Source organism: Gimesia alba (assembly GCF_007744675.1).
In the GTDB taxonomy this organism is placed as follows: domain Bacteria; phylum Planctomycetota; class Planctomycetia; order Planctomycetales; family Planctomycetaceae; genus Gimesia; species Gimesia alba.
On the sequence record NZ_CP036269.1, the window covers coordinates 1244159 to 1270736 of the forward strand.

Below are 26578 nucleotides of genomic sequence, written 5' to 3' on the forward strand. Positions count from 1 at the left end.
GCGCGATTAAGTTGGGTTTGGGAATCCGGCATTTGGGAATGAATGCTGTCTTTATCTTACGCTCACAAGAGGAGCCAGAGTTGATATGAATTAGTCTATTTTTAGGGGATTCCCGACAAAATCAAGGGGAAATCCTTCGTAAAAGCAGGGCTGATTCCTTTGGACTGACAGTGTGTATGTTTGTCCCGATGATGGTTTCCTGTGTCTGGATGATATTTCGTGAAAATTTGATGAACTGGATCTGTTCCGTAAAAAGAGACGCGGATTTGAATTTACATTGCCGGTGGTTATGATGGCGGATCAATGTTTGATAACCAGCCTGTGTTCAGCTGATTCACGAGTTTCGATGACTGCATCCCTTTCTGATTCCTATGCTTACTGCCAGCAACTGGCAAAACAGACTGCAGGGAATTTCTACTATTCCTTTCTCGCGTTGCGCAGGGAGCAGTTTCAGGCGATGTGCGTGCTGTATGCATATATGAGGACCGTCGATGACCTGGGAGATCAACCGCAGCGTTTACCCGAAGAGCGGGCGGCTTCCTTAAAGCAGTGGCGATGTGAACTGCAGCGGGTGTTAAAGGATCAGACATATTCAGAGAATGCCCCCTTTGATCCCTGTTTCCCGGCTTTGATGGATATCATTCGTCGTTATGAAATTCCGCAACGGTATTTTTTCGATGTGATTACGGGCGTGGAATCTGATTTAGAGCCTGTCACTTATGAAACATTTGATGCGCTGGCCGACTATTGCTATCACGTGGCCGGGGTTGTGGGCTTGTGTTGTATTCACATCTGGGGATTTCATGATGAGCGTGCCTTTGATGCGGGGATTGAATGTGGACTCGCTTTTCAAATGACCAACATCCTGCGAGATCTGTCTGAGGACATTGAACTGGGACGCGTGTATTTACCTCAGGAAGACCTGATCCGCTTTGACTACACACCCGCCGACATTCAATCACGGATTTACGATCAACGGTTACGAAGCCTGATGCAGTTTGAGGTTCAACGGACAAGAGCGTTTTATCAAAACTCGGAACGACTGTTGGATTATATTTCCCCCGCCGGTCAAGGGATCCTGAAAGCCATGTATCGTATTTATGGTGGGATTCTGAATGAAATTGAGCGAATGGAATATGACGTCTATTCATCGCGGGCAGGTCTTCCGAAGTGGCGGAAGTTGTTGATCGCGGGCGAAGCCATTGTCACTTCACGTTGGAATTCCAGCCGCTCTCCCAGATGAAGCTCAGAGGCATAAAAAGAAAGCTCCCGATAATCGGTGAGATTATCGGGAGCTTACCAGGAGCAGCAGGAACAAAGCTCACGGTTTATTCTACGCCAACATACAATGCTGGGGTTTTCATAAATATGTTCATATTCGTCTGGTTGCTGAACAGGTAGAGTCTACCTTTATACCAGGATGCATAATCCAGAGTTCCTTCTTTGTCATCCTGATGATCAACTAACAGTACAAGGTCACTTCCACCGGCAGCGGGTGCATATTTTGCAGGCTCCCGGTCAAATTTCAGTTTATTCTCGAGTGAAGCGAACTGATAGTTCATCGATTTGTAAGATGAACTAAACTCAGGTCGAGCATCAACGAGCAGTCTGTTGTCGCGTAAAGCGACCGGGCAGAAGCCTTTCAGGCCTTTAATATTGCCCCGGCTGGCGATGAGTGCCAGTTTCTTTTCAATCGAGCTGTCTGGCTCTGTCGTTGCGATCTGTTTCTTCGGTTGAACAGGTGGCGCATCCAGTTTTCGTTCCGGTTGTGGCTTGAATGGATTGTCTTCTGGTTTCTCCATTTCTTTTTCTGCCACTTTAGGAGCGGGAACTTCGAACGGATTGACTTCTTTTTCAGGAGTCGCTTCAGCCGCGGGCTGCGGTTCAAATGGATTCACCTCTTTTTTCGGCGTTTCCTGAGCCACCTGTGGCGTCTCTTCTTTGGCAGGTACTGTCGGTTTTTCTGCAGACTTTTTCAGGCCGTCTTCTTCCAGTACCAGGCCACTGAAGGGCGTCGACTTGGTTGATTCCTTTGCCGGTGCCTCCTGAGCCACTTTGGGTTTCTTGAGGCCGTCAGCTTCCTCTTCTGACATTTCCGGAAACAGATTCTTGAAATCATCTTCCGGGCTGATGATGATTTTTTCTTGAGCCACTTCGACCGTCTTTTCTTCGATCAGCGGAGTTTCCGCAGCAGATTCTTTGGCAGCAGCAATTCGTTGCTCTTCAAGCCGTTCGGCTGCTTCTTCTTCTAACTCTTTCAGCTCTTCATCATCCAGTTCTTCTGTTGCTGGCATCGGAGTCTTGGCAATCGATTCTGTGTTTTCAACAGGCGTCTGTGGTCCTGCGACAATCGATGGTTGAGCCGGAGCCGGTGCTGCTGGCAGTTGTGGTTGGGCTGGTGCTATTGTTTTTTCCATTACAGGAGTGTTAACAGGTGCCTTTTTCACAACTTGATGCGACTGAGGAAGACGCTTGGGAGTTTGCTTTGTTTTAGCTGGTAAGAATTTTTCATACCATTTCTTTTTTTCTTCCATTTTTGGAATGAGATGTTGTTGGGCTGCACCGGCAACATTCTGCTGGACGGGAGCAGCCTGCGTTGCAGGGGGCGGGTTCACCACACCCCGTCCTGCAGCAGAACCGGAGTTGGCTGTTTTCGGTAATGCATCTAACCGCATCGGAGGCATCTGCCGACCATCTCTACGGTACAATGCTTCCAGTTGACGCTGAATTTCACTTTGACCAGGCTTTGCATTCGGTTGAGGGACCGCAGTCTGATATTGCGGGCCAGCAGTTTGATTGCCGCCTCGGACGATGACCGGACGCTTTTCCTCTGGTTTCTTAGTTTGCGTCTTGCTCTTGCTGCTCTTCTTCTTCTGAAAGAATCCTCTCGGCTTCAGAGTTAATCCTACCTGCTGAATTTGAGATGGTTGCTTTTCAGTTTGTTGGGAAAGAACACGCGGTTTTGCAGTACTACGTGCTGAATGCATTTCACGCTGAATGGCATTCATGAGAGTGTTTTTTGGGTTCCGCACTGTCCTGGTGCTTTGCTGCCTACTGGAATTGATCTGAACGGAGTCTTCCTCCGCTGACAGAAAATTCGAATTCGTCAACACTAAGCCAGAAATCGCGCTGAATATTAAAACGCGAGCGGAGAAGCGAGTTCCTGCTTTCATCTCCTGAAATCTCCTGGTTCCTGAGTCTTGAGTGGGCCTAATGACATTCATTCAGCGGCACTCAAATAGTCCCGATTTGAATGATTTCTCGATTCGACGAGACTTCATTAATCGGAATATTGCTTTCAATTGGTTGGTTCTGCATAATCGACACAATCATGCAGACTAAGCCCTGCTGGGTTTTCTATCGTCGTTAATCTGCTCCGGTTTTGATGCCTATGTCGGTTGTAGGAATAGATTCTGGCGGGATCTTTGAAACAACCCGAACGACCGTTTTTATTGATAATCTTGCTGCAGTGTGGCTATCGTTTGTAAATTACCTGTTTTACAATGAGTGAAACCAGGTGATTTCCTACCAACATGGAATGGAATCGAGGGGCAAAGTCTGTTTCTCTAGCAGAAATAGAGTAATTAAAGGGAGTTATGCATATGGAAGAGCAGTCTGCACAGGAGAGACCTGTAGAGAAACATTCTGAATCAATTCATCAGCACCAGAAACCATGTCCACCCCCACCTCCACGTTCGCGGCGGTGGCTGATACGCGGGCTGGTTGTGTTGTTGCTAATCTCAGTGGTATTCAATCTAGGTTTTTTTGCCTGGTATCAGGAATACTTTACCATTGGTGGCGGGCCGGCGGAGCAGTTTGAGACCGGCGATCAGTTTGCCAAGGAAAAGATCGCCATCATCTCGATTACGGGGACCATCATGCCCCCGTTCACCGAGCGGATCTTACGCTCCATTAAACGGGCACATGAAGATGATCAGGTTAAAGGCATCTTATTAGAAATCGACAGCCCGGGTGGGTTGGTGGCCGACAGCCATCAAATTTATCACCGACTGGTCGAATTGCGGAAGACAAAACCGATTGTCGTTTACATGAAGCGGATGGCTGCATCGGGGGGGTATTATGTTGCGATGGGAGCTGGTGAAGAAGGAGTGATTTTTGCCGAACCAACTACATGGACCGGTTCATTAGGGGTGATCATTCCCCGCTTTGATTTAAGTGGTCTGGCAGAGAAGGTGGGGGTTGTCTCCGATCCGCTTAAGACAGGTGAATTCAAGGACGCGTTGAACCCGTTTCGCAATCTTACCGATCGGGAACGAGCCATCTGGGATCATATTCTGGATGAGTCCTATCAACGTTTTTTAAATGTCATTACTGATAATCGAAAAGATCTCGATTATGATCAGGTCAAAAAACTGGCAACGGGGCAGATTTATCCTGCGACGGATGCCAAACAGAATGGATTGATCGATGAAATTGGCTATCAGGAAGACGCGCTCGCGCGCCTGCAGGAAATCACGGGACTTAACAAAGTCTGTGTGATAAGATATTCTCATCCGAGATCACTGGCTGATGTTTTGCTGGGATCAGCGGAAGCGAGTCATATCGAAAATCGAAAGCAGGCACTTTTAGATTCGACCGTTCCACGAGCCATGTATTTTGCCTCCTGGATGGGTGAAATGCCGGGTTGGCAGTAACGCATAACAGATGAGTGTCTCTACCAGAAAAAAACGAGCGTATGTTTGCACAAGAAGAACCATTAACTCCTGCTGAGAATCCTTATCTGAATGATCCAAGTCTGTATGGTGAACCGTCACCGGTATGGGGCGTGATCTGGGATATTTTTGGTTTCCTGTATTTTCTGTTCTGGATCTGGATGATGGTTGACTGTATTCGGAAAGATCCGGACCGTTTTTTATGGTTTTGGGTGATTTTCGTCTTTCAGCCTGTGGGCGCATTTATTTATTTCTTCATACGCTGGCTGCCAACCAATCAGTTTCAGCTTCCTGAATTCGCAAGACCGTTCTTCCGCCAGCGCAAATTGAATGAACTCGAGACCGCTGCGTTACAGATTGGAAATCCTTATCAGTTTGTCCGCTGGGGCGATGCGCTGAAAGAGGCGGGCATTGATCAGAAAAGTCTGGATGCCTATTTACAGGCTCTGGCAAAAGAACCAGATAACCTACAGGCTTTATGGGGTGCGGCACAAATCGAAATGAAATTCAAGAATTTCGAAAGCACGAAATTACGTTGTCAAAAGATTCTCGAAGAGGAGCCGGAATATAAATTTGGCGATGTCTCTTTGATGTACTGCAAAACGCTATGTGAGCTGGATTCTCCGGAAACGGCACGACAACAATTGGAAAAACATACCAAACGCTGGCGGCAGCCCGAGGCACTGTTCATTCTGGCGACACTCGAAGCAGATGCCGGCGATCATCAGGCGGCACGCAAAACGCTGCAGGGAATGCTCCTGGATATTAATGGGAGTCCCAGTGGCATTGCCCGCAAGTTTGTTCGCTGGAAAAGTAAAGCGCGACGGATGCTGAAACGGCTGCCTAAGTCATAAGATGCCGGCAAGGACATTTTTGTTTCGCAGCATCTTTTCAAACTCAGGTTTTCTGACCCGCCCGGCGAAAATTATCAGCATGGAATTGCATGATTTTGAGCCCCTCTTTCTCATAGATCTGCACCGCGCTATGGGGTACATCGGGGACGATGAGCTGTTCAAACGGAATCTTGAGCGACTTCAAGAATTCCATGTACGCCAAATTATTCTGGTAATTAAAACCTTTTGTGCCGACATGAATCAGGATGCGTAGTGCCGGCTCGGGATGCTTTGCATATTTGCGGGCCAGGTCATAGGTGTTGTCGCCTTTCACAAAAACGAGATTCGCACTTTCGCGCCCGTTTTGTTCTGAAATGCGTTTTTCAGTGGCATGACCGGCTCCACCCGGTGCAGCCGAACAGAAGCGCTCCGGATACTTAAACATGATCCTCGTTGTGCCGCGACCACCTTGGGAAAAGCCTTCAATTGCGCGGCCTTTACGAGCAGCAATTGTCCGATAGGTCGCGTCGATATGGGGAATCAACTCTTTGACAAAGACATCTTCACCCATCGCATGTTCTCGATCTGGCATGTTGTAGTGGCTGACCGGTCCACCATTCACGAAGACATAGATCATCGGCGTTACCTTACCGGCTGAAATCTGTTTGTGAATGTGCTGCACCAGCCGCACACTTTTCGTTTCACTGCCGGGACGTCCGCCGTGCAGGTAGTACACCACGGGAAAACGCTCTGTTCTATTTTGGGGATCGTTATACTGCGGAGGCAGGTAGATGCAGTAACCGACATCCACTTTCATGGAAGGGCTGCGAAAGATTGCGTGTTGCACCCCCGGAAGTTCCTGTTTGAGCTTATTCACCCAGCGAAATGGTGGTCGCTTCTTTTTTGGCTTCTGCTGTTGCCCACAAACGGGGTTGGCGATGAGCAACATTACTGCTGCGCTGAGGAGACATAGAGTGGAATATAATTTTCGGTGATGTGTTCGGTATTGCATCGCTTGTACCTGTTTCTGAGTTTTTCTTCTCATCATTACTTACTGGGAATCGCCTAGATTGTAACCGGGTGTGCCCCTCGTGTCTAAAAGCATTATCATGATTCTTTAACGTTGGTCCAGCAAACTCCAGTATGTTTGGATCCATACACCTGGGCGCGGTTAACTAATTCATAGAAAAAGTCATCTGGGAATGGGGGCTAAATGATTCCATGCAACGGTCCACCGGGAGCCCCCAGTTGATCAACGCGTCGGGTGATTTCCGGGTCTTCGATGAGAGGCGGCGCATGATGCGGCTTGATCCGTGCGTCAATGACGAGCGCTCCTCGACAGCCCCAGTGTTTGTCCTTCGTAAAGGCTTCAACGCCATCGATATCAGAGGCAGGATTCGATCGCGTGAATACCGTCCAGAGAAAATTATTCAGACTGGCAGCGGTAAATTGACTGTCGTCGACGAGGACAATCAAGGGAAACTGGTTGAAAGAATGCGTTAAAGAGAGCCCAGAACAGAAACGTCGAAGATCCGTATTCTGTTCCTGAAAGGCCGGTGCTTTGACGGCCAGAATTCCCGGTCGACAAATCCGCGGATCAGAAAAGTCACTCGGCAGTGTCCCGCTTTCCGGGAGGGTCGTTGGTAGCTTGCGCTTCACCGAGCCCGCCGCTGCCATCACCAGTTTGGAGCCGGAATTAAATCCGGCTCCCGAGTAATCAAGCGTATCCATGGTAGTGCAGGTCTGAAAATGCAAGTCGCGATTCCAGTCAATGCGTTCCAGCAGGTGGGAGAGAAATGCTTCGATCTCTTCGGCATCCAGTTCCGGGTTGTCTTCGCGTGCTACGATCATCAGATACTTGGCCAGACTGAGTTGTCCCTGTCCCAGGATGGCATTGGCGTTCGTCAAAATTTCTTGAGGCTTGCGTTCCTGATCATAGGGAGTATATCGTTCGCTGCCGACCGCTAACAGCAATGGATGAACGCCGGCGGCGTCGACGGCATGCACTTGATGAACGCCGGGAATCACAGACGGAATCGCAGGTCCGGTAATTTCATGGATGATGGCGCCAAAGGCCGTATCTTCCTGGGGAGGACGCCCGACAACTGTGAAGGGCCAGATCGCATCGTTTCGATGATAGACGGCTTCCACATTCATCACCGGAAACGGATGGGCCAGACTGTAGTAACCCAGATGATCGCCGAACGGTCCTTCGGGGAGTAACTGCTCCGGATCAATCCAGCCGGTAATACAAAAGTCTGCATCCGCGTAGATCGGTAATCCCTGTTTGTTGCGAACCATGCGAATCGCCCGTTTGCCGAGGGCACCGGCGAATGTGAGTTCGGATAGCCCCTCCGGTAACGGCATCACGGCCGATAAAGTCATCGCGGGCGCACCACCTACAAAGACATTCACTTTGAGTGGCTCTCCTTTTTCAATTGCCTCTGCATGATGCACGCCGATGCTGCGGTGAATCTGGTAGTGCATGCCGATCTGTTTGTTCGGCTGATATTCATTCCCGTCGAGTTGAATGCGGTACATGCCCAGATTGGAATTCATCAATCCGCCTCGTTTGGGAGACTCTGTATAGACTTGAGGCAGAGTAATAAAAGGTCCACCATCATCGGGCCAGCTTTTGAGTTGCGGCAGATCCTGGATCTGGATCTGATTTTCCATGACAGGTCCCCGCGAGCGAGAGCGAGGCAGCATATGCAGTAGTGAGAAGGGGACATCGCAATAGCGGAAGGGGTGCTTCCAGAATTGGGACGGATCGACTTTTAATTCGACCAGGTGATTGACCGCCGCCAGGGCATCGCGAAAAATATAGCGTGTGCGTTCCAGGGTACCAAACAGATTGCTGACCATCGGGAACCGGCAATTGCGCACATTGGCAAAATACAGGGCAGGTCCCCCCGCCTGATAGACGCGGCGTTGAATTTCCGCTGCTTCCAGATTGGTGTCAATTTCCTGTTCGATCCGGATCAGTTGGCCTGTTCGTTCCAGATCGTTGACACACTCTCGCAGTCCACGGTATCCCATCGAAGCACGGTCCCATTCATACAAAATTAATTTGTCTTCGTTGCAATCAGCAGATTAACGGCTGCTGAGGAATTTTACCACGCACAAGTCCAGGGAACACTGGATTGCTGTTCCTGTGGCATTTGCAATCCGGCATTGATCTTCTATGATTCGACTGCAGTATGATGCTTATTTATCTTTTGATCCATTTTCAGCGAAGTGTAGTAAGATCTTTATGGAAGCAATAGCCAATGGAATGATATTGCTGATGCTGTCCATCGGCCATGCTGAGCTCTGGATCATGGTCATCAATCGCACGCATGCCCTGCCGATCCATGATACCACGCTCAAAAGGTTGAGGCATGTTCTGGAGTTGGTGATCGTCCTGTTCCCTATTGTCCTGTTTCTCTCCGTGGGGCTTTACGATCCGGGTGTTTTAGTTGGCGGGGTCTGGAGTCAGCTTTCATTCTGGTGGAAGCCTGTTCTACTACTCTGCACTCTGGGATTTCTCGGCTTAATGTATTCCGCTTTCCGGCATTTATTATACAAACCACCCCGACAACAGACCGAAACTCAGTCTGAACTGATCCAGATGCGAGAGCGACTCAATCAGGATCTGATCGGAGAGGGACCCTATCATTATTTAGCGGGGCTTCCGTTGAATCAGATCTTCAGTGTCGAATTCACCCGGAAAACCTTCCAACTCCCTCGACTACCGGCGAATTGGGACGGCCTGACGATCTTGCATGTCAGCGACCTGCATTTTTCCGGTACATTGAAACGGGAGTATTTTGTCGAGCTGTGTCGGATTGCCCAGGAAACGGAGCCTGATTTGATTATCTTTGCAGGCGATCTGATTGACGAGATGAAATGTCTCGGCTGGCTGGACGACACGCTGGGGCCGATGCAGGCACCGCTGGGGCGTTTTTTCATTCTCGGTAATCATGACTGGAATCAGGAGAGTCTTCAGATTCGACAGGCTCTAGAGGATACCGGATGGATTGATCTCTCTGTGGAGCCTTTCCAGCTGCAGTATGCAGGGAAAATACTGCAGTTGGCGGGAACCGAAGCCCCCTGGATGGGAACGCTTCCGGAAATCAGGCAAACTACTACTGGAGTAAGCAGCGAGCCAGAATCTGACTTCCTCTTGCTGGTCAGTCACACGCCTGATAATTTTCACTGGGCCGTTCGAGAGGGATATGATCTGGTGCTTTCCGGTCACACGCATGGCGGGCAGGTTCGATTTCCTGTGATTGGTCCTGTCTTTGCCCCCAGTCTGCATGGCACGCGTTATACCAGCGGTACGTTTGCCCGGGGTTCGACACTGTTGCACGTCAGTCGGGGCGTGTCAGGAATTCACCCGTTACGCTGGTTCTGCCGTCCGGAAATCAGCCTGTTAACATTACACATAACGGATAAAGCAGCGCGTTGAATTCGAGCAGGATTTAGCGTGGTTCAGTGACGCCCGCTGATGCCTGACGCACGGCTCCATTTTCAGAAATGTGGAACTCGGCCCAGATGGGAAGGTGGTCCGATACATTCAGGGCTTCTTTCTCAGACAGTTTGAAACGTGTCTGGAAATCATACACGCCGGAATTTCCCGTGAACTCCTGAGAGCGATGGCGGCTGAACAGTATGTTATCGTACTGTTTTGATTTCCTGGTATTGGTTGGTGTTTTGGAAACGGTCCACATTAAATCGGGAACCATCCCCAACTCTCCCAGGTGCTGATCATCGACATTGAGATCTCCCAGCAGGATCACATCGTCTTCCTGGCTACCGTCGTTGGCGACCACTCGGAAGACATCATCCAAAACATTGAGTTCCTGTTTGGTTTCATCCGGGTCGGTATGAATGTTGATCAGGGAAAAGGTAAAAGGGTTTTCACTGGACGGACTCAGGGTTTGGAAATGAGCGACATAAGGTGGACGGTGTAATTTGTCATATTTATCGATAACCGTGTAGGTCCACTTCTCATTTACTCTAATGCGTTCCGTGTTGTAGAAGTATGCGTATTGTTCTTTGCTGGCGGTCCTGCCTTGTCTGGTGCCGAGGAGATAGGCGTAGCGGTGTTCTCCAGAATTGACAATACTCAAAAAATCATCCATGACTGTCTGGTCTTGTGAACGAATTTCCTGGATTGCGACGACATCAAACTGCTGGACAATGCGCGCCAGAATCTGAGGAACCTGTGGTTTTTGCATTTTACTTTGACCAAAAACCTGAATGTTAAACGAAGCGATGCGAATCGTATTCTCGCTACGTGGCAAATCGATTTCTGTCGCATTCCAGTCCGAGGGGGTTGAATTGGAGGAAATTGTAGAAGAGACAAAATCCGTAACCCAGCGGGTGACCTGCTTCGGTTTAATCCCGAAATGAAACATACCTCCGCCCATCAAACCGACCAACAGTAATGTCAGTCCGCGTAGTTTCCATGATTTGATGAACGTTTTTTTTTGTTTAGGTTTGCTGGCCATAGTACCATCCGTGGTATTGCGACTGACGAATATGCTGAAGGGATCGATAGTGAGAATGGAGTCTGTCTCATTAAGACAGACCGTAGAAAGGAGCCGTAATTTAACAAATATTGGGATGCAGGTGTAGAGCAATTCCCCGCTGGTATTTAGGATCAAATCGGTCCCCCTTGCCGATCACGGGTAGATGCGATACGCTGAATGGTGATTGGATCGCTGTGGACGATCGACGCTGTATCTTATATTCTGGTAACGGCTTACATTAAGGGGTCCTGATACTTTGCCGCGACGACTGACGATCACTGTTCCTTCTCTCAGCCTCGGCGGCGCGGAGGGTGTTGCTGCAATGATGGCCAATCATTGGGCTCTGGAAGGCGAGACGGTCACGCTGATTACCCTGGATTCTGCGGAGACAGATACGTTTCAACTGTCAGATTCGGTTCAGCGACGTGCGTTGGGTCTGATGCAGGACTCAAACAATCTGTGGCAAGCGGTCTACAACAACTGGTACCGAATCAAAAAGTTGCGGGAAGCAATTTCACAGTCCGAGCCGGATGTGGTCATCAGCCTGACTGATCGGATGAATGTACTGACTCTGCTGGCATCGCACCAATCGAAGTGCCCCGTTCTGATCTCGGAACGTTCCGATCCACGGCATCATCCAATCGGCCGTCTCTGGTCAGTTTTGCGTAAATACATGTATCCGCGCGCCACTGCTGTCGTCGTTCAGACAGAGGGAGTCGCCGATTATTTTCGAGAGTGGCTCAAGTCGACTCCGATTGAAGTCATTCCCAATGCGGTGCCTTCGCCTCGTACACCCGATGTACCCGTTGTCACAGAACAGGATGTGCTTGAGCGTCCGCCGTCGCATCTGATTTTGGGAATGGGACGACTTTCCTATGAAAAGGGATTTGATATGTTGATCGATGCCTTTTCGTTCTTGGCTCACGAATTTCCGGAGTGGAAATTACGAATCTTAGGCGAGGGGCCATTACGCGACTCGTTACAGGCAACCATTAATCAGCGCGGATTAGAGGAACAGATTGAATTAACAGGCTGGGTTGCCGATCCTGAAGTTTTTTTGGACCAGGGAGAAATATTTGTGTTACCCTCAAGGTATGAAGGCTTTCCAAATGCGTTACTCCAGGCGATGTCCCGCGGCTTAGCGTGTATCAGTTTTGACTGTGAAAGTGGTCCGGCTGATATTGCACGCGAGGACCTGCAGGTGATGCTTGTGCCTGCCGAAAATGTAAGCGAGTTAACCCGGGCGATGAGAGAGCTCATGCAAGATGAACGTTTATGTAAAGAGGTGGCCGTCCAGAATCTGCAAGTCACCAAGCAATTTTCAGCCGCCCGCTATTTTGAATCCTGGGATCAACTCATTAATCAAACCATTTCCTGAAAAGCCACGATATGCAACAGTATGTTATTTTACGTCACGATTTTCCCGAGCTACATTGGGATTTGATGCTGGAACATGAAGGCGTCCTCAAGACCTGGCGGCTGCCCGTCGCGCCAGAGATTGATCCTGCTTCAGATGAATCGTCGATTGATCTTCTCGTGGAAGCGTTACCCGATCATCGAATCGCCTATCTCGAATACGAAGGGCCGGTCAGTGGCGATCGAGGAGAAGTCAGCCGCTGGGATCGTGGATCACTGACGCTGCTGGAATATAACGATGACAGTCTAGTCGCGTTGCTGACTGGTGAAGAACTGGCGGGACGTGTGACGCTCAAAAAAACGGATCAGGAAAATCAGTGGAGTTTGAATTACACAGCGTTTTTTTAAAGTCGTATGCCGATCGTAGAGTGAAACTGTTCAGACAATGCCGGTAAGAATTATTTTTTGACCTCGGCCTTACCAGCAATGCGAAACATTCCCGGCTCAACACCAAGTGCCGTTAAGTCGGGAAACTCTGATTTTCCACGATCAAGATAAACGATTAAGACATCGTTTCCATTCATCTGGCTCCATTCAATATACCAGCCGTCTGCCCGCGCTTCCTGAATCAGATCGGTAATGGCATCATCAATGGGAATGGGCAGCAGGCCGGCGCGGGCTTTATCCAACTCAAGGACAAGTTGATTTTCTTTGAGCAGCCAAGGCTTGAATTTCAGGCTGATGATGCCCGACCATTTTTTGAGTGTCAGGTGAAAACCCAGTTCCACATGATCTTTTTCGAACTTTACGAGGGGATCAGAAATACCTTCAGGCACCCATTCGTTATACTTTTGGTGTAATTCTTCTGCCAGCCAGGCATTCACCTGTTGTTCGCTGAATTCCTGAGACCAAGTCGGCTCTTTATTGCGGACGTCATTGACCACTTGCATCGAACGTTGAACAAATTCTTTTGCTTCCTCTTGCCTGACTTCCGGCTGTGACTGCTCCTGCAGTGCTTCCTGATAAAATTCAGGCACTTGGGAAGCAGACCAGTACAGTCCACTGGCGACCCCTCCCAGGAGCAGCAGCAGTAAAAACAGGAGCAAAAGAAAACGTTTCATGCCGAAATGCTAGGTGCGGTAGGGAGAAGCGTCAAGACCGGTCCGGTGGGTGAGAATCTACAGAAAAGGCAAAATAACGCTAAGTTGTATCTTTAAATATACTTGTCGAACCGCTGAAGGTCTTTTATGATCAGTCGTCCGAATCAGGACTATTGAAAGAAGCTTTGGCGCCTTCCCTGTTTTATCCAGCAGGAACCATAAGTTCCAACTGTGAAAGAGAAAGAATAAGAGCCCGTTTATGAGTACCGTCCGAACCCGTTTTGCCCCCAGTCCGACCGGCTATATGCACATTGGGGGGATGCGTACTGCCTTATTTAACTGGCTCTGGGCACGGCACAATGGGGGGCAATTCATTCTCCGCATTGATGATACCGATCAGGAACGCAACATATCCGCAGCACTCGGTCCGATTCTGCAGGCGTTTAAATGGCTGGGGTTGGATTGGGATGAAGGCCCCGAAATTGGGGGCGAACATGGCCCCTATTTTCAATCGGAACGGAATGATCTTTACCGTGCAGCCGTCGATCAACTGTTGGCGGAAGGAAAAGCCTATCGGTGTTATGAAACTCCCGAGCAGATTCAGGCCGATCGCGAAGCTGCAGAGAAAGAAAAGCGAAACTTCCTGAATTTGCGTCGTTCGTTGGAGTTGACCGAGAGTGAAAAGGAGCAATACGAGGCAGAAGGCCGCCCGTCAGTGGTGCGGTTGCTGGTGCCCCGCGATCAGAAAATTCAGATTGATGATGCTGTGCGGGGGCATGTTGAATTTGATGCCGGTCTGATGCCCGATCCGGTCATTTTGCGGGGCAATGGTACGCCTCTGTATAATCTGGCGACGGTTATCGACGACGCACAAATGCAGATTACGCATGTGATCCGGGCCGAGGAGCATCTTTCGAATACTCCGGTGCAGGTCCTGATTTATCAGGCACTTGGCTATGAACTGCCGCAGTTTGCACACATTCCGTTTGTGGCAGCACCTGGTGGGAAAGAAAAACTGAGTAAGCGAAAACTCGATAAGTATCGCAAGAGTCCACAGTTCAAAAAAATGTTTGATAAAGCGGAAGCCGTTTTTCCTCGGATTGGATTGGAAAACGCAGATGGCCTGGATCCGGTGATGGTCGAATATTACGAAAAAATCGGCTATCTGCCGGAAGCGATCCTAAATGCTTTGGCGCGACTGGGTTGGTCTCTGGATGACAAGACCGAAATCATGTCGTTAGATACGATTGTTGAGAACTTTACGCTGGATCGGATTGTCAAAGCTGCTGCAGGTTTGGATCCGGATAAACTACTCAGTTTTCAGGCACACTGGATGAACCAGTTGTCTCTGGATGAAAAAGTGGCACACTGCGGTCCGTATCTGGAGAAAGCCGGCTTGGTAAAGAATGCAGCCGATCCGGAAACCAGTCAACGGATCAGCCAGGTGATTGTGGGCATGGAAGACCGGCTGAAAATCGCCAGCGATATTCTGGACTTTGATGAGTTTTTTGTGGCCGACGATGAGTTGGAATATGATCCTAAAGCGTTCAAAAAGCGAATTCGGAAAGCGGCAGATGCCGTACCACTGTTGGAGAAAGTCAAAAATGAATTGGTCCAGACCAGTGACTTCAGCGCAGTAGGCTTAGACAAACTGCTGCATGATTTTGTTGAAGCCGAGGGCATCGGTATGGGGCAGATCATTCATGCCTTGCGTGTTGCCGTCAGTGGAAAAGGGACAGGGATCGGGATGTTCGATTGCCTGGCCATTCTGGGAAAAGAGTCTTGCGTTCGACGGATTGACCGGGCGATTGCCCTCAGTCAGAGTGAATAATTAAAGCAACAAAAACAGGCTGGTCCTGTGATTGATGAATCATTTAAGGAGTAGGGGATGTCAACTCCCGAAGAAAAAACGTCAGTTGATTTTATTCGCGCGATTATTCAGGAAGATAATCGTACGGACAAGCATGACGGGCGTGTGCATACCCGTTTTCCTCCCGAGCCGAATGGCTATCTGCATATCGGTCACGCCAAGTCGATCTGTCTGAATTTTGGCATCGCGAATGAAAATCCGGGCGGCCTCTGTAACCTGCGGTTCGACGATACGAACCCGGAAAAAGAAGATGTGGAATACGTAGATTCCATCAAGGAAGACGTGCGGTGGCTTGGCTTTGACTGGGACGATCGTGAGTATTTTGCATCCGACTATTTTGATCAGCTTTATGAATTTGCTGTGACTCTGATCAAAAAAGGCAAAGCCTACGCGTGTGACTTACCGGCCGACAAAATGCGCGAGTACCGCGGAACGGCGACCGAACCCGGTAAACCGAGTCCGGGACGCTCACGATCTGTAGAAGAAAATCTGGACTTGTTTGAACGCATGAAAAATGGCGAATTCAAAGAGGGGGAGTTTGTTCTGCGAGCCAAAATTGATTTGGCGTCACCGAATTTTCACATGCGCGATCCAGTGATCTATCGTGTGCGGCACGTACATCACCACCGAACGGGGGATAAATGGTGTATCTATCCCATGTACGATTACACGCACTGTATTTCCGACTCAATTGAAAAAATCACGCACTCGATTTGTACCCTCGAGTTTGAAGACCATCGCCCCTTATATGACTGGATTCTGGACGAACTCGAAGTATTTCATCCGCAGCAGATTGAATTCGCTCGTTTGAATATGACCTATACCGTCATGAGCAAACGGAAATTGTTGGAACTGGTGCAGGGTAACTTTGTTTCGGGATGGGATGACCCGCGGATGCCAACCATTTGTGGCATGCGTCGTCGCGGAGTGACTCCGGAAGCATTACGCGAATTCTGTAAGACAATTGGTGTCACCAAATTTAATTCCATGACCGATAAAGTTGTTCTGGAAAATTGTATTCGCGATCATCTGAATCAGGTAGCACCGCGTGTGATGGGGGTTTTGAACCCGCTGCGCGTGGTGATTGAGAATTATCCTGAAGGTACATCTGAAGAACTGGACGCTGTGAATAATCCCAACGATGAAACTGCGGGAACGCGGAAGGTACCTTTTTCGAAAGTGATTTACATCGAAAAAGAAGATTTCATGGAAGATCCTCCCAAGAAATTCTTTCGGCTTTCTCCAGGCAAAGAGGTCCGGCTGCGGTATGCCTATTTTGTGACCTGCGTCGATGTGATCAAAGACGATGCTGGAGAAGTGATCGAGCTGCGTTGTACTTACGATCCTGAAACGAAGGGGGGCAATGCCCCCGATGGCCGAAAGGTTAAAGCCACGATCCACTGGGTCTCTGAAGCACACGCTGTAGACGCCGAAGTTCGGCTCTACGACCATCTCTTCAGTACGCCCGATCCGGAAGATCTTCCGGAAGGCGAAGATTACAAAACCAATCTCAACCCGGCATCATTGCAGGTTCTGATAGGGTGCAAACTGGAACGGAGTTTAAAAGCCGCGAAACCAGGCAGCCGTTTTCAGTTTGAACGGCTGGGCTACTTTTGCGTTGACAGCAGAGATTCAACAGATGAAACCCCCGTTTTCAATCGAACAGTGACCCTGCGTGATACGTGGGCCAAACTGGAAAAGCAGGCTCAGAATCAACCCAAAGGCAAGAAGAATTAGTAGAGCGCATAAAAAAACACTCGTCGAACTGAGGTTCGACGAGTGAGCCCATGCACTTCAAAGTGCTCATGTTTCAAACTTTGAATCAGGGTGTTCGCTGTGCCACGGTAATATCGCTGCTCGATGTAACCGGAGCTGTCTTTTCAGAGCGTGGAACACGACGTGTCCAGCCACTGGCACGGACGATAGACGGCAGAGGTCTATCTGATGTATCAGGTTCGTATCCGGCACGACGTGTGGGGGGGAATGCCGGAGCCGTTGATTCCTGAGGGGCTTCATAAGAAGAGCGACGGAAGGAAGAGTCGTCATCCAGGCTGGATCGTCGTGGATCAGAAGCGGGATCACGTTCGTACTTGTCACCGTTCGCATCAAACGAATCATCATATTTTTTCTTGTTCGAAGCCGAACGTTTGTGGATTGGTTCAGGAGCACCCGCTGACATGTAAGGCTCAGGTGTGGGCAGCAACGCAGTTGCTGTTCCGTTGAATCCACCGTTGGACGGATAGACATAAGCAGTGCGAGTGGTCGGAATGGATCGCATGACAGTGACTGGCTTCATGGCGGTCACTGTGGTTTTGACATAACGTGTTGAGTTCACTGCAACCTTACGGGTCGTTGTGTAAGGAACCATACGTGCCACGTTGTAAGTCACTTTGCGAGTCTGGCGCACGGCAACCTGACGTGTGACAGGTACATTCTGTGTGACCACATTCGGTACATAATGTCTGGTAGTACGATATTGCGGAGTGAATGCCATTCGCATGGAGTAACCAGTACGGTTCATCCAGCCCATCAAATTCGGGCGGCTGTCATAGGCACAGGGCGAGACACGTGGGATACACTGGCGTTGAGTCACCCAGCGTCCCATGTCTTTTTGGACCTGTCGGCACTCTGTGACATTTTGATAGGTCGTACAAGGTACGTCGACCGTTCTTGGCTCAAGCACTTGACGATAGGCGGTGACTTGCTGATCGACGTATTTGGTTTCGACCACAGGTTTCATGACTGTCTGCTGAACAGGACGATACTCAGTCACCGGCACCTGTCGATAGGTGGTCTGGGTCACTGGAATCGGGCACTGTACCACTGGCTGTGGACAGCAGTTTTGGATGACGGGTGGTGGTGCACAGGAATTACAGTTGTTAAAGGGCAGCCACTGAGCCTGTGCAGTACCTGCAGCTAAAGAAAACACTGTAATCCCCACTACGGGAATTGAACGGATAACGCGTTTTAACATGAGCATGTCCTACAAAGAGAGTCTTTGAGAGGGGGTATTTGAAAGAGTAAAGTGAAGTGTGCAATGTCTGGAAAAGCTAAGGCTTGCTGACCAATCATTGCGATGGGGCAGGTTTTTTATGAAATATTGAAATTTGGGTCAAGTCGGATTCAACCAAATGCCGATAGGGAGTTGTCTGAATGATACGGATTGAATTGTAATGGTTGAATTTTAAAAGGGTTACGGAAATTGAACCTTTTTGAGAGTTGGCTAGATTTTTAAAAATTTAAAGTCGGTTTCAGTGGATTATCAGAGAAAGTTGATCTCAAGAACGTCAGATAGCCGATGAAATCTTTGTTATCGGGCAAAATACGTACGTGTTTTGGGGAGGTTCCTCCTCGATAGCATGTATTCAAGCGATGATCTGACATGATATGATCTTATATGTATTAAAGATCTGATTTTAATAGACTTACATCTTTAATAGTGACAAGATTCATGTTGTAGGCAATAAGGATATTGCTGTAAAATCATTTGTTTCATATACGGTAAACACTCTCATTTACTCGATCCCTTCACTTCTACCCGGTTGTTAAGATCGAACGAGAGATCGATTTAAGTAACACACGGAAGTGTTCTGTGGATAATCTCTCCTCCGACAATCAGAAACGGTCGTTTCTCAGCGAGACACTGGCTGCGATGACCCAGTTTGTGGTCACCCACTCCAAACTCAGCCTGTCGTTTGCGCTGATCCTTTCCATTGGTTGTGTGATACTGACCATATTCCGGCTGGAGTTCAAAACAGATCGTGCAGATCTGATTGATCCCACGGCTGCCTTTCATAAAAAATGGATCAATTATACCGAGAGTTTTGGCAGCTCTTCTGATCTCGTCTGCGTTGTCGAGTCGGATACACCTGAGTCCATAAAATTTGTCTTACGGACATTAGGGCAACGGATTGAACAGCATCCGGAATTATTTGAAAATCCCTTGTATCAGATTAATCCCGGTGATTTACCATCTAAAGGACTACAATACCTGACGCCGCGTCAGTTGCAGGCGGGTTTAGAGCGATTGGACGAGTACGGTCCCATTTACCGTAATGGACGCTGGGATCTGACGCAGGTTGATTTACTTTATGATCGATTGCGTTATCAGATTCAATCACGATCTACCAGTTACCGTGGTGCTGACAGAGAGCAGTCGTTAGAGCCTCTGTTCAACCATGCTGCGATTCTTTCAACCAGCATGGCACGCTATCTGGCTGATCAGAGCGATTTTCAGTCCCCCTGGCCTTCAATCGTTCCTGTCAATGAACGTATGCGAGAGCGATCGCGGGAAGTGATCTATCTGCTGAATGAAAAAGGGACCATGGGCTTTCTCAAGGTCTTTCCCGTGCATCAGGAAGATGGCTTTGATGGGGCCACCAAAGCCATTGAAAAGATGCGAAACATTATCGGTGAAGTAGCAGCCGAGAACCCGGAAGCAAAAATCAGTCTGACTGGGATTCCGGTTCTAGAAAATGATGAGATGCGCAAGTCTCAGGCGGATATGATCAATGCCTCGATCATTTCCTGTCTTGGCGTGGGTTTACTTCTGTTTATCGGATTTCGAGGAATTCGTCATCCATTGTTGACATTAATCATGCTGGCTGTCGGCATGGCGTGGGCCTTTGGATACACGACATTGACGATCGGGCATTTGAATATTCTCTCGGTCTCATTTGCCGTCATTCTGATTGGACTGGGTATTGATTTCGGAATTCATTATCTGGCACGATATATTGAACTGCGCCACCGTGGTGAAGACTTGGAACCCGCACTACTGCAAACTTCACGCACTGTAGGTACGGGGATTGTTGCTGCCGCTGTGACTACCGCTTTGGCCTTTTATTGTGCAGGACTGACTCCGTTTCTGGGAATCGCCGAACTCGGATTCATTGGCGGTGGTGGAATTCTTTTGTGTGCTGTAGCAACGTTTATCGTCTTGCCGGCACTCTTGTCGCGGGCCGATCGGGATGTAGAAGTCAAACAGATGCCGACTCCGTTCCAGGGAAAATGGCTGCAAAAAATGATTGTGCGGTTTCCGCGAAGCGTGGCTTTGGGATCGCTGGCAGTGGTTGCCTTTTGTGGTAGCCAGATGATTCAAAAAACGGACAATGGCTGGTCTTCAAAAGTAGTCTATGATTACAATTTACTCAATCTACAGGCGGCTGGTCTGGAGTCGGTAGAGGTACAGAAACGAATTTTTAACGACGCACAGAATTCACTGCTGTTCGCTGTCGCGGTTGCTGACAGTCCTGAAGAAGCGCGTGTACTACGGCGAAAGTTTGAAGCGTTACCCACTGTACATCATGTGGAAGAACTGGCATCTCGCGTGCCCGCTCATTCTTCTCAAAAAACGAATTTGCTGGTCCAGTCGTTTCGGGCTCAACTGGCTCATCTACCTCACAATATTCCTCCCGTCAATCGTCTTAATCCCTCGGTTATCGGGCGAAAGCTTGAACAGTTTTATGTGTTATTGTCTCGCTATAACCACCCGACAGCGCAATCAACTGCGCGTGTACTAGATCGGTTTTTAAACCATTTTGAATCGATGACACTGGCACAGCAGTCCCGATTTCTGGATGAGTTTCAGTATCGTACGACAGCATCCTTATTAGGTCAGTTCAAAGCCCTGCATGGCGCTTCCGATTCAACGCCAGTCCGCTTTTCAGATCTTCCCCGGTCATTGACTTCTCGTTTTGTCAGTGCCGAAGGAAAGTGGCTGATTCAGATCTACCCGCGTGATCATATCTGGGAGATTGAGCCACTGGAGGCGTTTGTCAAGGATGTGCGTTCTGTTGATCCGGATGTGACGGGAACGCCGCTACAAAACTATGAAGCAGCGCAACAGATCAAAGTCAGTTATAAGACTGCCTCAATATATGCTCTTGCCGTGATTTGTGTAGTATTGTTAATCGATTATTTAAGCCGCCGCCATGTTGTATTGGCAATGGTCCCAGCCATCATTCTGGCTACTTGTACCTGGTTTATTCTGTTTAATCGAGGAACACCAATCAGCGTGGAAGCGGCCATCGGCCTGTTTTTGATCATGTGTCTTGGCGTGGCTTTCGTTTTAGACCGTCAAAGTGTCGGACATATGTTATTAACGATGCTGCCACCTGTTGTGGGAGGCATCGTCATGTTCGGAATTCTAGCGATGACCTCGATCGATTTGAATCCGGCGAATTTGATCGTACTACCTTTGATTTTAGGAATTGGCGTCGATGATGGCGTGCATGTAGTACATGATTTCCGGATGAAACGCGGCGACTACAAGACTTCGCCCAGCACGATTAATGCGATCGTCATGACCTCACTGACGTCGATGATTGGTTTCGGCAGTATGATGGTGGCAACACATCGCGGATTGTACAGCGTGGGCCTGGTGCTTGTGATTGGCGTCGGTTGTTGTCTGTTTGTTTCGCTGGTGACTCTACCGGCACTTTTGACCTGGATTTCGAATCGCTCACAAGCCGCTGATTCCGTGAGCATGGATGATGTCGATGATCGACAAAGCAACCGTAAGAAAAAGCGGCAGAATCGTGACCGAATGGAAGCCGAAGCGGCTGCCTGATGACCGGTTCTACATGATCCAGCCGCCACCCAGTACGCGATCTTGCTCATACAGCACGACTGCCTGACCCGGCGCCACTCCATATTCTGGATCATCAAACGTGACTCGGAAGCGATCTTCGTCCAGAATTTCGACAGTACAGTCTGCTTCTTTGTGTTGATAACGAATTTGTGCCTGACAGCGAAGTTCGGAGCCGGGGCTATCAATCAGCCAGTTGCTGCGATTGGCTTCTAATGTTCGACGCGCCAGATCATCGCGCGTTCCAATGACCACACGCCTCGTTTCAGGTTCGATTTTAATGACAAACCGTGGAGTTCCAAATGCCACTCCCAGTCGTTTGCGTTGACCGATGGTATAATTTTCGTAACCCTTATGATGGCCGACGACGTTCCCTTGCGTGTCTACCATTTCTCCCGCTGTTTCCTGTTGCCCACGATAGCGATTGAGAAAACCAAAATAATCGTTGTCGGGAATGAAGCAGATTTCTTGGCTGTCCGGCTTGTTGGCGGTGCGTAAGCCGGCTTCTCCTGCAAGCTCTCGGATTTCCGGTTTTACAAATCCACCAACAGGAAAGATTATTTTCTCCAACAAGTCCGGTTGAATTCCAAATAGAACATATGATTGATCCTTGGAGCGATCAAGGCCGCGCACCAGCGCCGGGCGACTTTCGTCGGCAATCGATTTTAACTGGGCATAGTGTCCGGTTGAGATGTAGGACGCCCCGACTTGCTCTGCAAAATCCCAGAGTTTGCCAAACTTAAGCCAGTTGTTGCACATCACACAAGGATTGGGAGTGCGGCCGGCTAAATATTCATCAGCGAAGTAATCTTTGATACGCCCAAATGCATCCTGGAAGTTCAGCGCATGGAATGGGATATCCAGCATGTCAGCAACGCGGCGTGCATCAGCGGCATCGCTGGCCGAGCAGCAACCCTGCTTGTGCGGTTTCACATTCAGCACGGGGAGACTATTTTTATCCTCGACGGTGCAGGCGGTTTCTTCTGTCGCACCGGACCGCATAAACAGCCCGATGACTTCATAGCCTTGTTCCAAAAGTAAATGAGCGGCTGCGGAACTGTCGACACCGCCACTCATCGCCAAAACGACTCGCTGGGACATATCAGGAAAACTCAATGCAAAATTAGAAAGAAGACATCAGAAACCATCTCGTACTATTATAGGCGGCCGCAGATGCGATCACAGGCAGGAAGACGGAGGAAACCGCCGATTTCATTTGAAATTGACGGGCTATCGGCTCAAAACTGTTCCTTGAAAGGAATGAGTTGCAAGCACGGGCTCAGTACTCATTCAGTTTGCTTCCAGGTCAAGGTGTTGTGCTTCCGGGATCTGCCGTTGAATCTCGGCTTCAATTTTATCGATCTCTTCAGCCAGAGTCTCCAGTACATCCTCTGTATAGTTCTGACAAAATTTTTCGAAGTCCTGTTCGGTTTTAATTTCAGGATAGGCGGCAAGTGCTTTCTTTTTAAGGCGTTTGGAAAGTTCTTTTGAATTAAAACTCAGGTCGGCTTTGATTCGATAATTGTCGATGGAAAGAATACGTGATCGAAGATCAATGACTTCTTCGATCAGTGGATTATTTTTGAGAATGCCAATGACTTGCTGCTTTGTTTGAGGTGGAATACTGGGCCCCACCAAGAGTTCCTGATTGCGAATGATGAGCCAGACAGCGATGCCGCCTAAGAGGATCCCAATTCCAATAGACCCGATCGCATCCCAGTAATGATGTCCCGTCCACTGGGTTAACAGGATTGAAATCAGCGCGATTACCACACCCAGACAGGCCGCACCGTCTTCTAGAATCACAGCGACAGCAGCCGGATCGGCTTCGTGTCGCAAGTAATGATGAAAGGGGTGACCGTGATTGGATGCATTTTTCCATTCCCCTTTCAGAGCCAGTATAAACACAATTCCATCGATCACGAGGGCAAACAGCAGGGCTCCGATGGCCCACTTCATTTCTCCCATATCCAGTGTGGGGGGATGAAATAATGATTGCACACCGTGATAGATCGTGACGCCACATCCCAGGAAGAAGATACCAACTGCAGAAATCAACGCCCAGACATAGCGCTCGCCGGCGTAACCATATTCAAATCGCTTGTCAGGGGCCTGGTCAGCACGGACTAACCCAATGAGTAATAATAGCTGGTTCAAAAAATCAGCGACGGAGTGAATTGTTTCGGAAAGCATGGCTCCAGAACCGGTAATCAGAAACGTGGCTCCTTTCGCAACTGTAATCACTGCATTACCCGTTAATGCGGCAACGACTGCAAACCGGGAATTGCCTTGTGCCATCTTGAACTGCTCCTTTTGATGCTGATAGGATCTCGCTGTGATATTGTGGATTAAAATAACAGAATAAGAGACCAAGTGCCATTGGTGGATGCGCAAAAAAAGCCCCTCGATTGTTTACTCGAGGGGCTTTCGTATGAATCAAGGGTTTACTTATTTGGAAGCACTTGCCTGGGCATTGTTGGAATTCTTGGAGAATTCAATTTCGGCCTGCCAGCGTTTGACTTCATTTTGTGCCGCGGTCAAAGCTGCCGCTGCTGCATTGGCTGCGTTTTGGGAAGCCGTTGCCTTGTCGGTCGCAGGCTTCAATGATTTCTGAATGGCGGCGACTTTGGCTTTCGCAGCGTTCACGGCATCGGTGGTCTGCTTGATCTGGGGAGTGTACTGGGCCACTTTTTGCTGGTTGGCTTTCACTGTTGCCTGATGCGTCGCCAGGTTTTTCTGCTCGGCCGCTTTGGCCGCTTCGCGTTTGTCGATCGCTGCTTTCAATTTAGCCGCTGCTTCGGCCAGTTCTTTGTCGCCAGCGACCTGTTTACTAACGGCAACCGCTTTCGCGTATGCTTCTTTAATCGCGGGCAACGGTGCTTCAATTGCGGCAATTTGCTTGGTCGAATTCGTGGCACTTGCCTGAGCAGCCGTGATTGCTTTTTGACTTGCTGCCAGATTCGAATTCAATCCGTTTAATTTATTTTGCAGGTCGGTTTGCTGTTTTTGTGTCGCTGCGATGTTGGCATTGATTTTGGCGACAGCTGCTTGATCTGCCTGAGCGGCAGCCAGTAGTTTCTTCTGGTTAGCTTGAGAGGCTTGCAGACTGGATGTGGCTGAAGCCAGTCGTTGAGAAAGCTGTAATGGATTGGCTGTCAGCTCGCCAACTTCTTTGCCATCGGCGGCATTCCAGACTTTGATTTTTCCAGTCCAGTCACTGGCAATCACATGGTTGGTTTCATCGCAGATTGTGACGCCGACAGCGATATCTGCGAAAGCAGGGAAGGCTCTGAGTTGCTTCCCGGCCTGATCCCAGAGCTTGGTGACTTTATCACGGCCACAGGTGACGAGCCGTCCGTCACGAGCAAATTCGACACTGGAAGTCCCGCCGCCATGAGCGTTCCAGGACTTGATGTTATTTCCGTTTTCCAGTTCCCAGAGTTTGACCGACTGATCTTCGCTGCTGGTGGCAACGATATTGGAATCAGAACGCCAAGTGATTCCGGTGATACCGCCTTTGTGTCCTTTCAATGTCAGGTACTCACTACCGGTGGCAGCTTCCCAGACAAAAGCACCCCCATTGCGGTCGCCGGAACACAGCAGAACCGAATCCGGGCTGAAAGCAAGAGAGGTCATCCAGTCGGTATGCTTACGGATTTCGTAGGCAAGTTCTCCGGTGCTGGTAGAGTAAACGCGAATGACTTTACTGGGGCTTCCCAGAGCAATGAATCTCTGGTCTGAGCTAATGTCGGCACAGAGGACTGAATCAAGTTCATCGCCGACTTCAAACAGACGTTTTCCCGTTTTGACATCCCAGACAACGACACGCCCACTGGCAGCAGCATGTCCACCACCGGCCAGTAGCAAACTACCGTTGCGACTGAATTTGAGAACGTGAGGAACGCCTTCGGGGAAAGGTAGAACGCCTAATAATTGTAACGTTTTAGTGTTATACAGCAGGATTTGTTTCTGGCCGGCAACCGCTGCTAAAGGAGACCAGGGGTTGGTTGCGAGAGCAGTGACTGCTGTCGAGAGGCTGGTGTGGACAACCGGTTCCAGACTCAATCGCGGCGGCATTGGTGGTGGTCCCTGGGGTTTACCTGACGAAGCTCCTTTTAAAGCAAAGTCGAATTTTGGTTTCTTGATGACGACTTTACTGCCCGCATTTTCCGGTGCACCACCGTCAATCCATTCCTTGATCAAGGCGAGTTCTTTGTCGGGCATTTTGTCTGATTTGGGAGGCATGAAAGGCTCAGAATCATGCGTCACCAGCATATATAAATAGCTGCCATCTGCATCTCCGGGTTCGATTGACTCGCCAGCAGCACCACCCTGCATCAAACCGGTGTAGTTTGTTAAATCCAGGCCGGATGCTTTTTTGTCTGTGTTATGACAGGCGAAACACTTTGCTCGAAAAATCGGCTTGATGTGTTCGTCAAATGTGATTTTGGGTTTCGTTTTATCTGCTGGCTTTTTGTCTTCAGCGACTACGGCTGCTGACATCATTGATACGATCAAACCAGCAATCACAAGTGGTTTGCAGATTTGATGACAACAGAGATCGGAAAATAATTTATTCATAGTCATAACCATATTCAAAGCGGGATTCCGTATGGGAATTCCCTGAAGTTGACAAGTTGA

At 49.1% G+C, this 26578-nt stretch carries 18 protein-coding genes; 9 read left to right on the forward strand and 9 right to left on the reverse strand.

Going from position 1 to position 26578, the window contains the following annotated elements; translation table 11 throughout:
- Positions 1-346: 346 nt before the first annotated feature.
- The gene (locus Pan241w_RS04790) at positions 347-1243 is read left to right on the forward strand and encodes a phytoene/squalene synthase family protein (protein ID WP_145211737.1); all 897 of its coding nucleotides are present in this window, start codon (positions 347-349) and stop codon (positions 1241-1243) included.
- An 85-nt stretch (positions 1244-1328) separates the two neighbouring features.
- Here Pan241w_RS04790 and Pan241w_RS04795 read toward each other — a convergent pair whose 3' ends face one another.
- Positions 1329-3008 (reverse strand): hypothetical protein, encoded by a 1680-nt coding sequence (locus Pan241w_RS04795; RefSeq protein WP_145211740.1) that lies wholly within the window; start codon positions 3006-3008, stop codon positions 1329-1331.
- A 594-nt stretch (positions 3009-3602) separates the two neighbouring features.
- Between Pan241w_RS04795 and sppA the strand changes: the two genes are divergently transcribed.
- Complete coding sequence (gene sppA, locus Pan241w_RS04800; RefSeq protein WP_145211743.1) at positions 3603-4655, forward strand: signal peptide peptidase SppA; 1053 nt, start codon at positions 3603-3605, stop codon at positions 4653-4655.
- Positions 4656-4696: 41 nt separating this feature from the next.
- On the forward strand, positions 4697-5527 hold the full coding sequence (locus Pan241w_RS04805) for a tetratricopeptide repeat protein (protein ID WP_145211746.1): 831 nt from the start codon (positions 4697-4699) through the stop codon (positions 5525-5527).
- A gap of 43 nt (positions 5528-5570) precedes the next feature.
- Here the strand turns inward: Pan241w_RS04805 and Pan241w_RS04810 are convergent, their stop codons facing one another.
- On the reverse strand, positions 5571-6518 hold the full coding sequence (locus Pan241w_RS04810; RefSeq protein WP_145211749.1) for an alpha/beta hydrolase: 948 nt from the start codon (positions 6516-6518) through the stop codon (positions 5571-5573).
- A gap of 197 nt (positions 6519-6715) precedes the next feature.
- Positions 6716-8545: a UbiD family decarboxylase gene (locus Pan241w_RS04815; RefSeq protein WP_145211752.1), complete on the reverse strand. Its 1830-nt coding sequence runs from the start codon at positions 8543-8545 to the stop codon at positions 6716-6718.
- 247 nt (positions 8546-8792) lie between these two features.
- Between Pan241w_RS04815 and Pan241w_RS04820 the strand changes: the two genes are divergently transcribed.
- Positions 8793-9956 carry a metallophosphoesterase gene (locus Pan241w_RS04820; protein WP_198000325.1) on the forward strand — a complete coding sequence of 388 codons (1164 nt, stop codon included), beginning with the start codon at positions 8793-8795 and terminating at the stop codon, positions 9954-9956.
- Between the two features lie 13 nt (positions 9957-9969).
- Here the strand turns inward: Pan241w_RS04820 and Pan241w_RS04825 are convergent, their stop codons facing one another.
- Positions 9970-11001 carry an endonuclease/exonuclease/phosphatase family protein gene (locus Pan241w_RS04825; protein ID WP_145211757.1) on the reverse strand — a complete coding sequence of 344 codons (1032 nt, stop codon included), beginning with the start codon at positions 10999-11001 and terminating at the stop codon, positions 9970-9972.
- A gap of 277 nt (positions 11002-11278) precedes the next feature.
- Between Pan241w_RS04825 and Pan241w_RS04830 the strand changes: the two genes are divergently transcribed.
- A complete protein-coding gene (locus tag Pan241w_RS04830; RefSeq protein WP_145211760.1) occupies positions 11279-12400 on the forward strand; it encodes a glycosyltransferase family 4 protein in 1122 nt (373 codons plus the stop codon).
- Between the two features lie 11 nt (positions 12401-12411).
- On the forward strand, positions 12412-12786 hold the full coding sequence (locus Pan241w_RS04835; RefSeq protein WP_145211763.1) for a DNA polymerase ligase N-terminal domain-containing protein: 375 nt from the start codon (positions 12412-12414) through the stop codon (positions 12784-12786).
- Between the two features lie 50 nt (positions 12787-12836).
- Here the strand turns inward: Pan241w_RS04835 and Pan241w_RS04840 are convergent, their stop codons facing one another.
- Positions 12837-13499, reverse strand: coding sequence for a hypothetical protein (locus Pan241w_RS04840; protein WP_145211766.1), 663 nt, complete (start codon positions 13497-13499; stop codon positions 12837-12839).
- Positions 13500-13737: 238 nt separating this feature from the next.
- Here Pan241w_RS04840 and gltX point away from each other — a divergent pair, with 238 nt between their 5' ends.
- Complete coding sequence (gene gltX / locus Pan241w_RS04845) at positions 13738-15309, forward strand: glutamate--tRNA ligase (protein ID WP_145211769.1); 1572 nt, start codon at positions 13738-13740, stop codon at positions 15307-15309.
- A 57-nt stretch (positions 15310-15366) separates the two neighbouring features.
- A complete protein-coding gene (locus Pan241w_RS04850; protein WP_145211772.1) occupies positions 15367-17085 on the forward strand; it encodes a glutamine--tRNA ligase/YqeY domain fusion protein in 1719 nt (572 codons plus the stop codon).
- Positions 17086-17170: 85 nt separating this feature from the next.
- On the opposite strand, the gene Pan241w_RS04855 is transcribed toward Pan241w_RS04850, so the two are convergent.
- Complete coding sequence (locus Pan241w_RS04855; RefSeq protein ID WP_145211775.1) at positions 17171-18322, reverse strand: hypothetical protein; 1152 nt, start codon at positions 18320-18322, stop codon at positions 17171-17173.
- A 618-nt stretch (positions 18323-18940) separates the two neighbouring features.
- Here Pan241w_RS04855 and Pan241w_RS04860 point away from each other — a divergent pair.
- Positions 18941-21919: an MMPL family transporter gene (locus tag Pan241w_RS04860; protein ID WP_145211778.1), complete on the forward strand. Its 2979-nt coding sequence runs from the start codon at positions 18941-18943 to the stop codon at positions 21917-21919.
- Positions 21920-21928: 9 nt separating this feature from the next.
- On the opposite strand, the gene mnmA is transcribed toward Pan241w_RS04860, so the two are convergent.
- The 3 genes from mnmA to Pan241w_RS04875 form a co-directional block, all read right to left on the reverse strand.
- Complete coding sequence (mnmA, locus tag Pan241w_RS04865; protein WP_145211781.1) at positions 21929-23038, reverse strand: tRNA 2-thiouridine(34) synthase MnmA; 1110 nt, start codon at positions 23036-23038, stop codon at positions 21929-21931.
- Positions 23039-23227: 189 nt separating this feature from the next.
- On the reverse strand, positions 23228-24235 hold the full coding sequence (locus tag Pan241w_RS04870) for a cation diffusion facilitator family transporter (RefSeq protein ID WP_145211784.1): 1008 nt from the start codon (positions 24233-24235) through the stop codon (positions 23228-23230).
- 150 nt (positions 24236-24385) lie between these two features.
- Positions 24386-26518 carry a c-type cytochrome domain-containing protein gene (locus Pan241w_RS04875; protein ID WP_198000326.1) on the reverse strand — a complete coding sequence of 711 codons (2133 nt, stop codon included), beginning with the start codon at positions 26516-26518 and terminating at the stop codon, positions 24386-24388.
- Positions 26519-26578 lie beyond the last annotated feature (60 nt).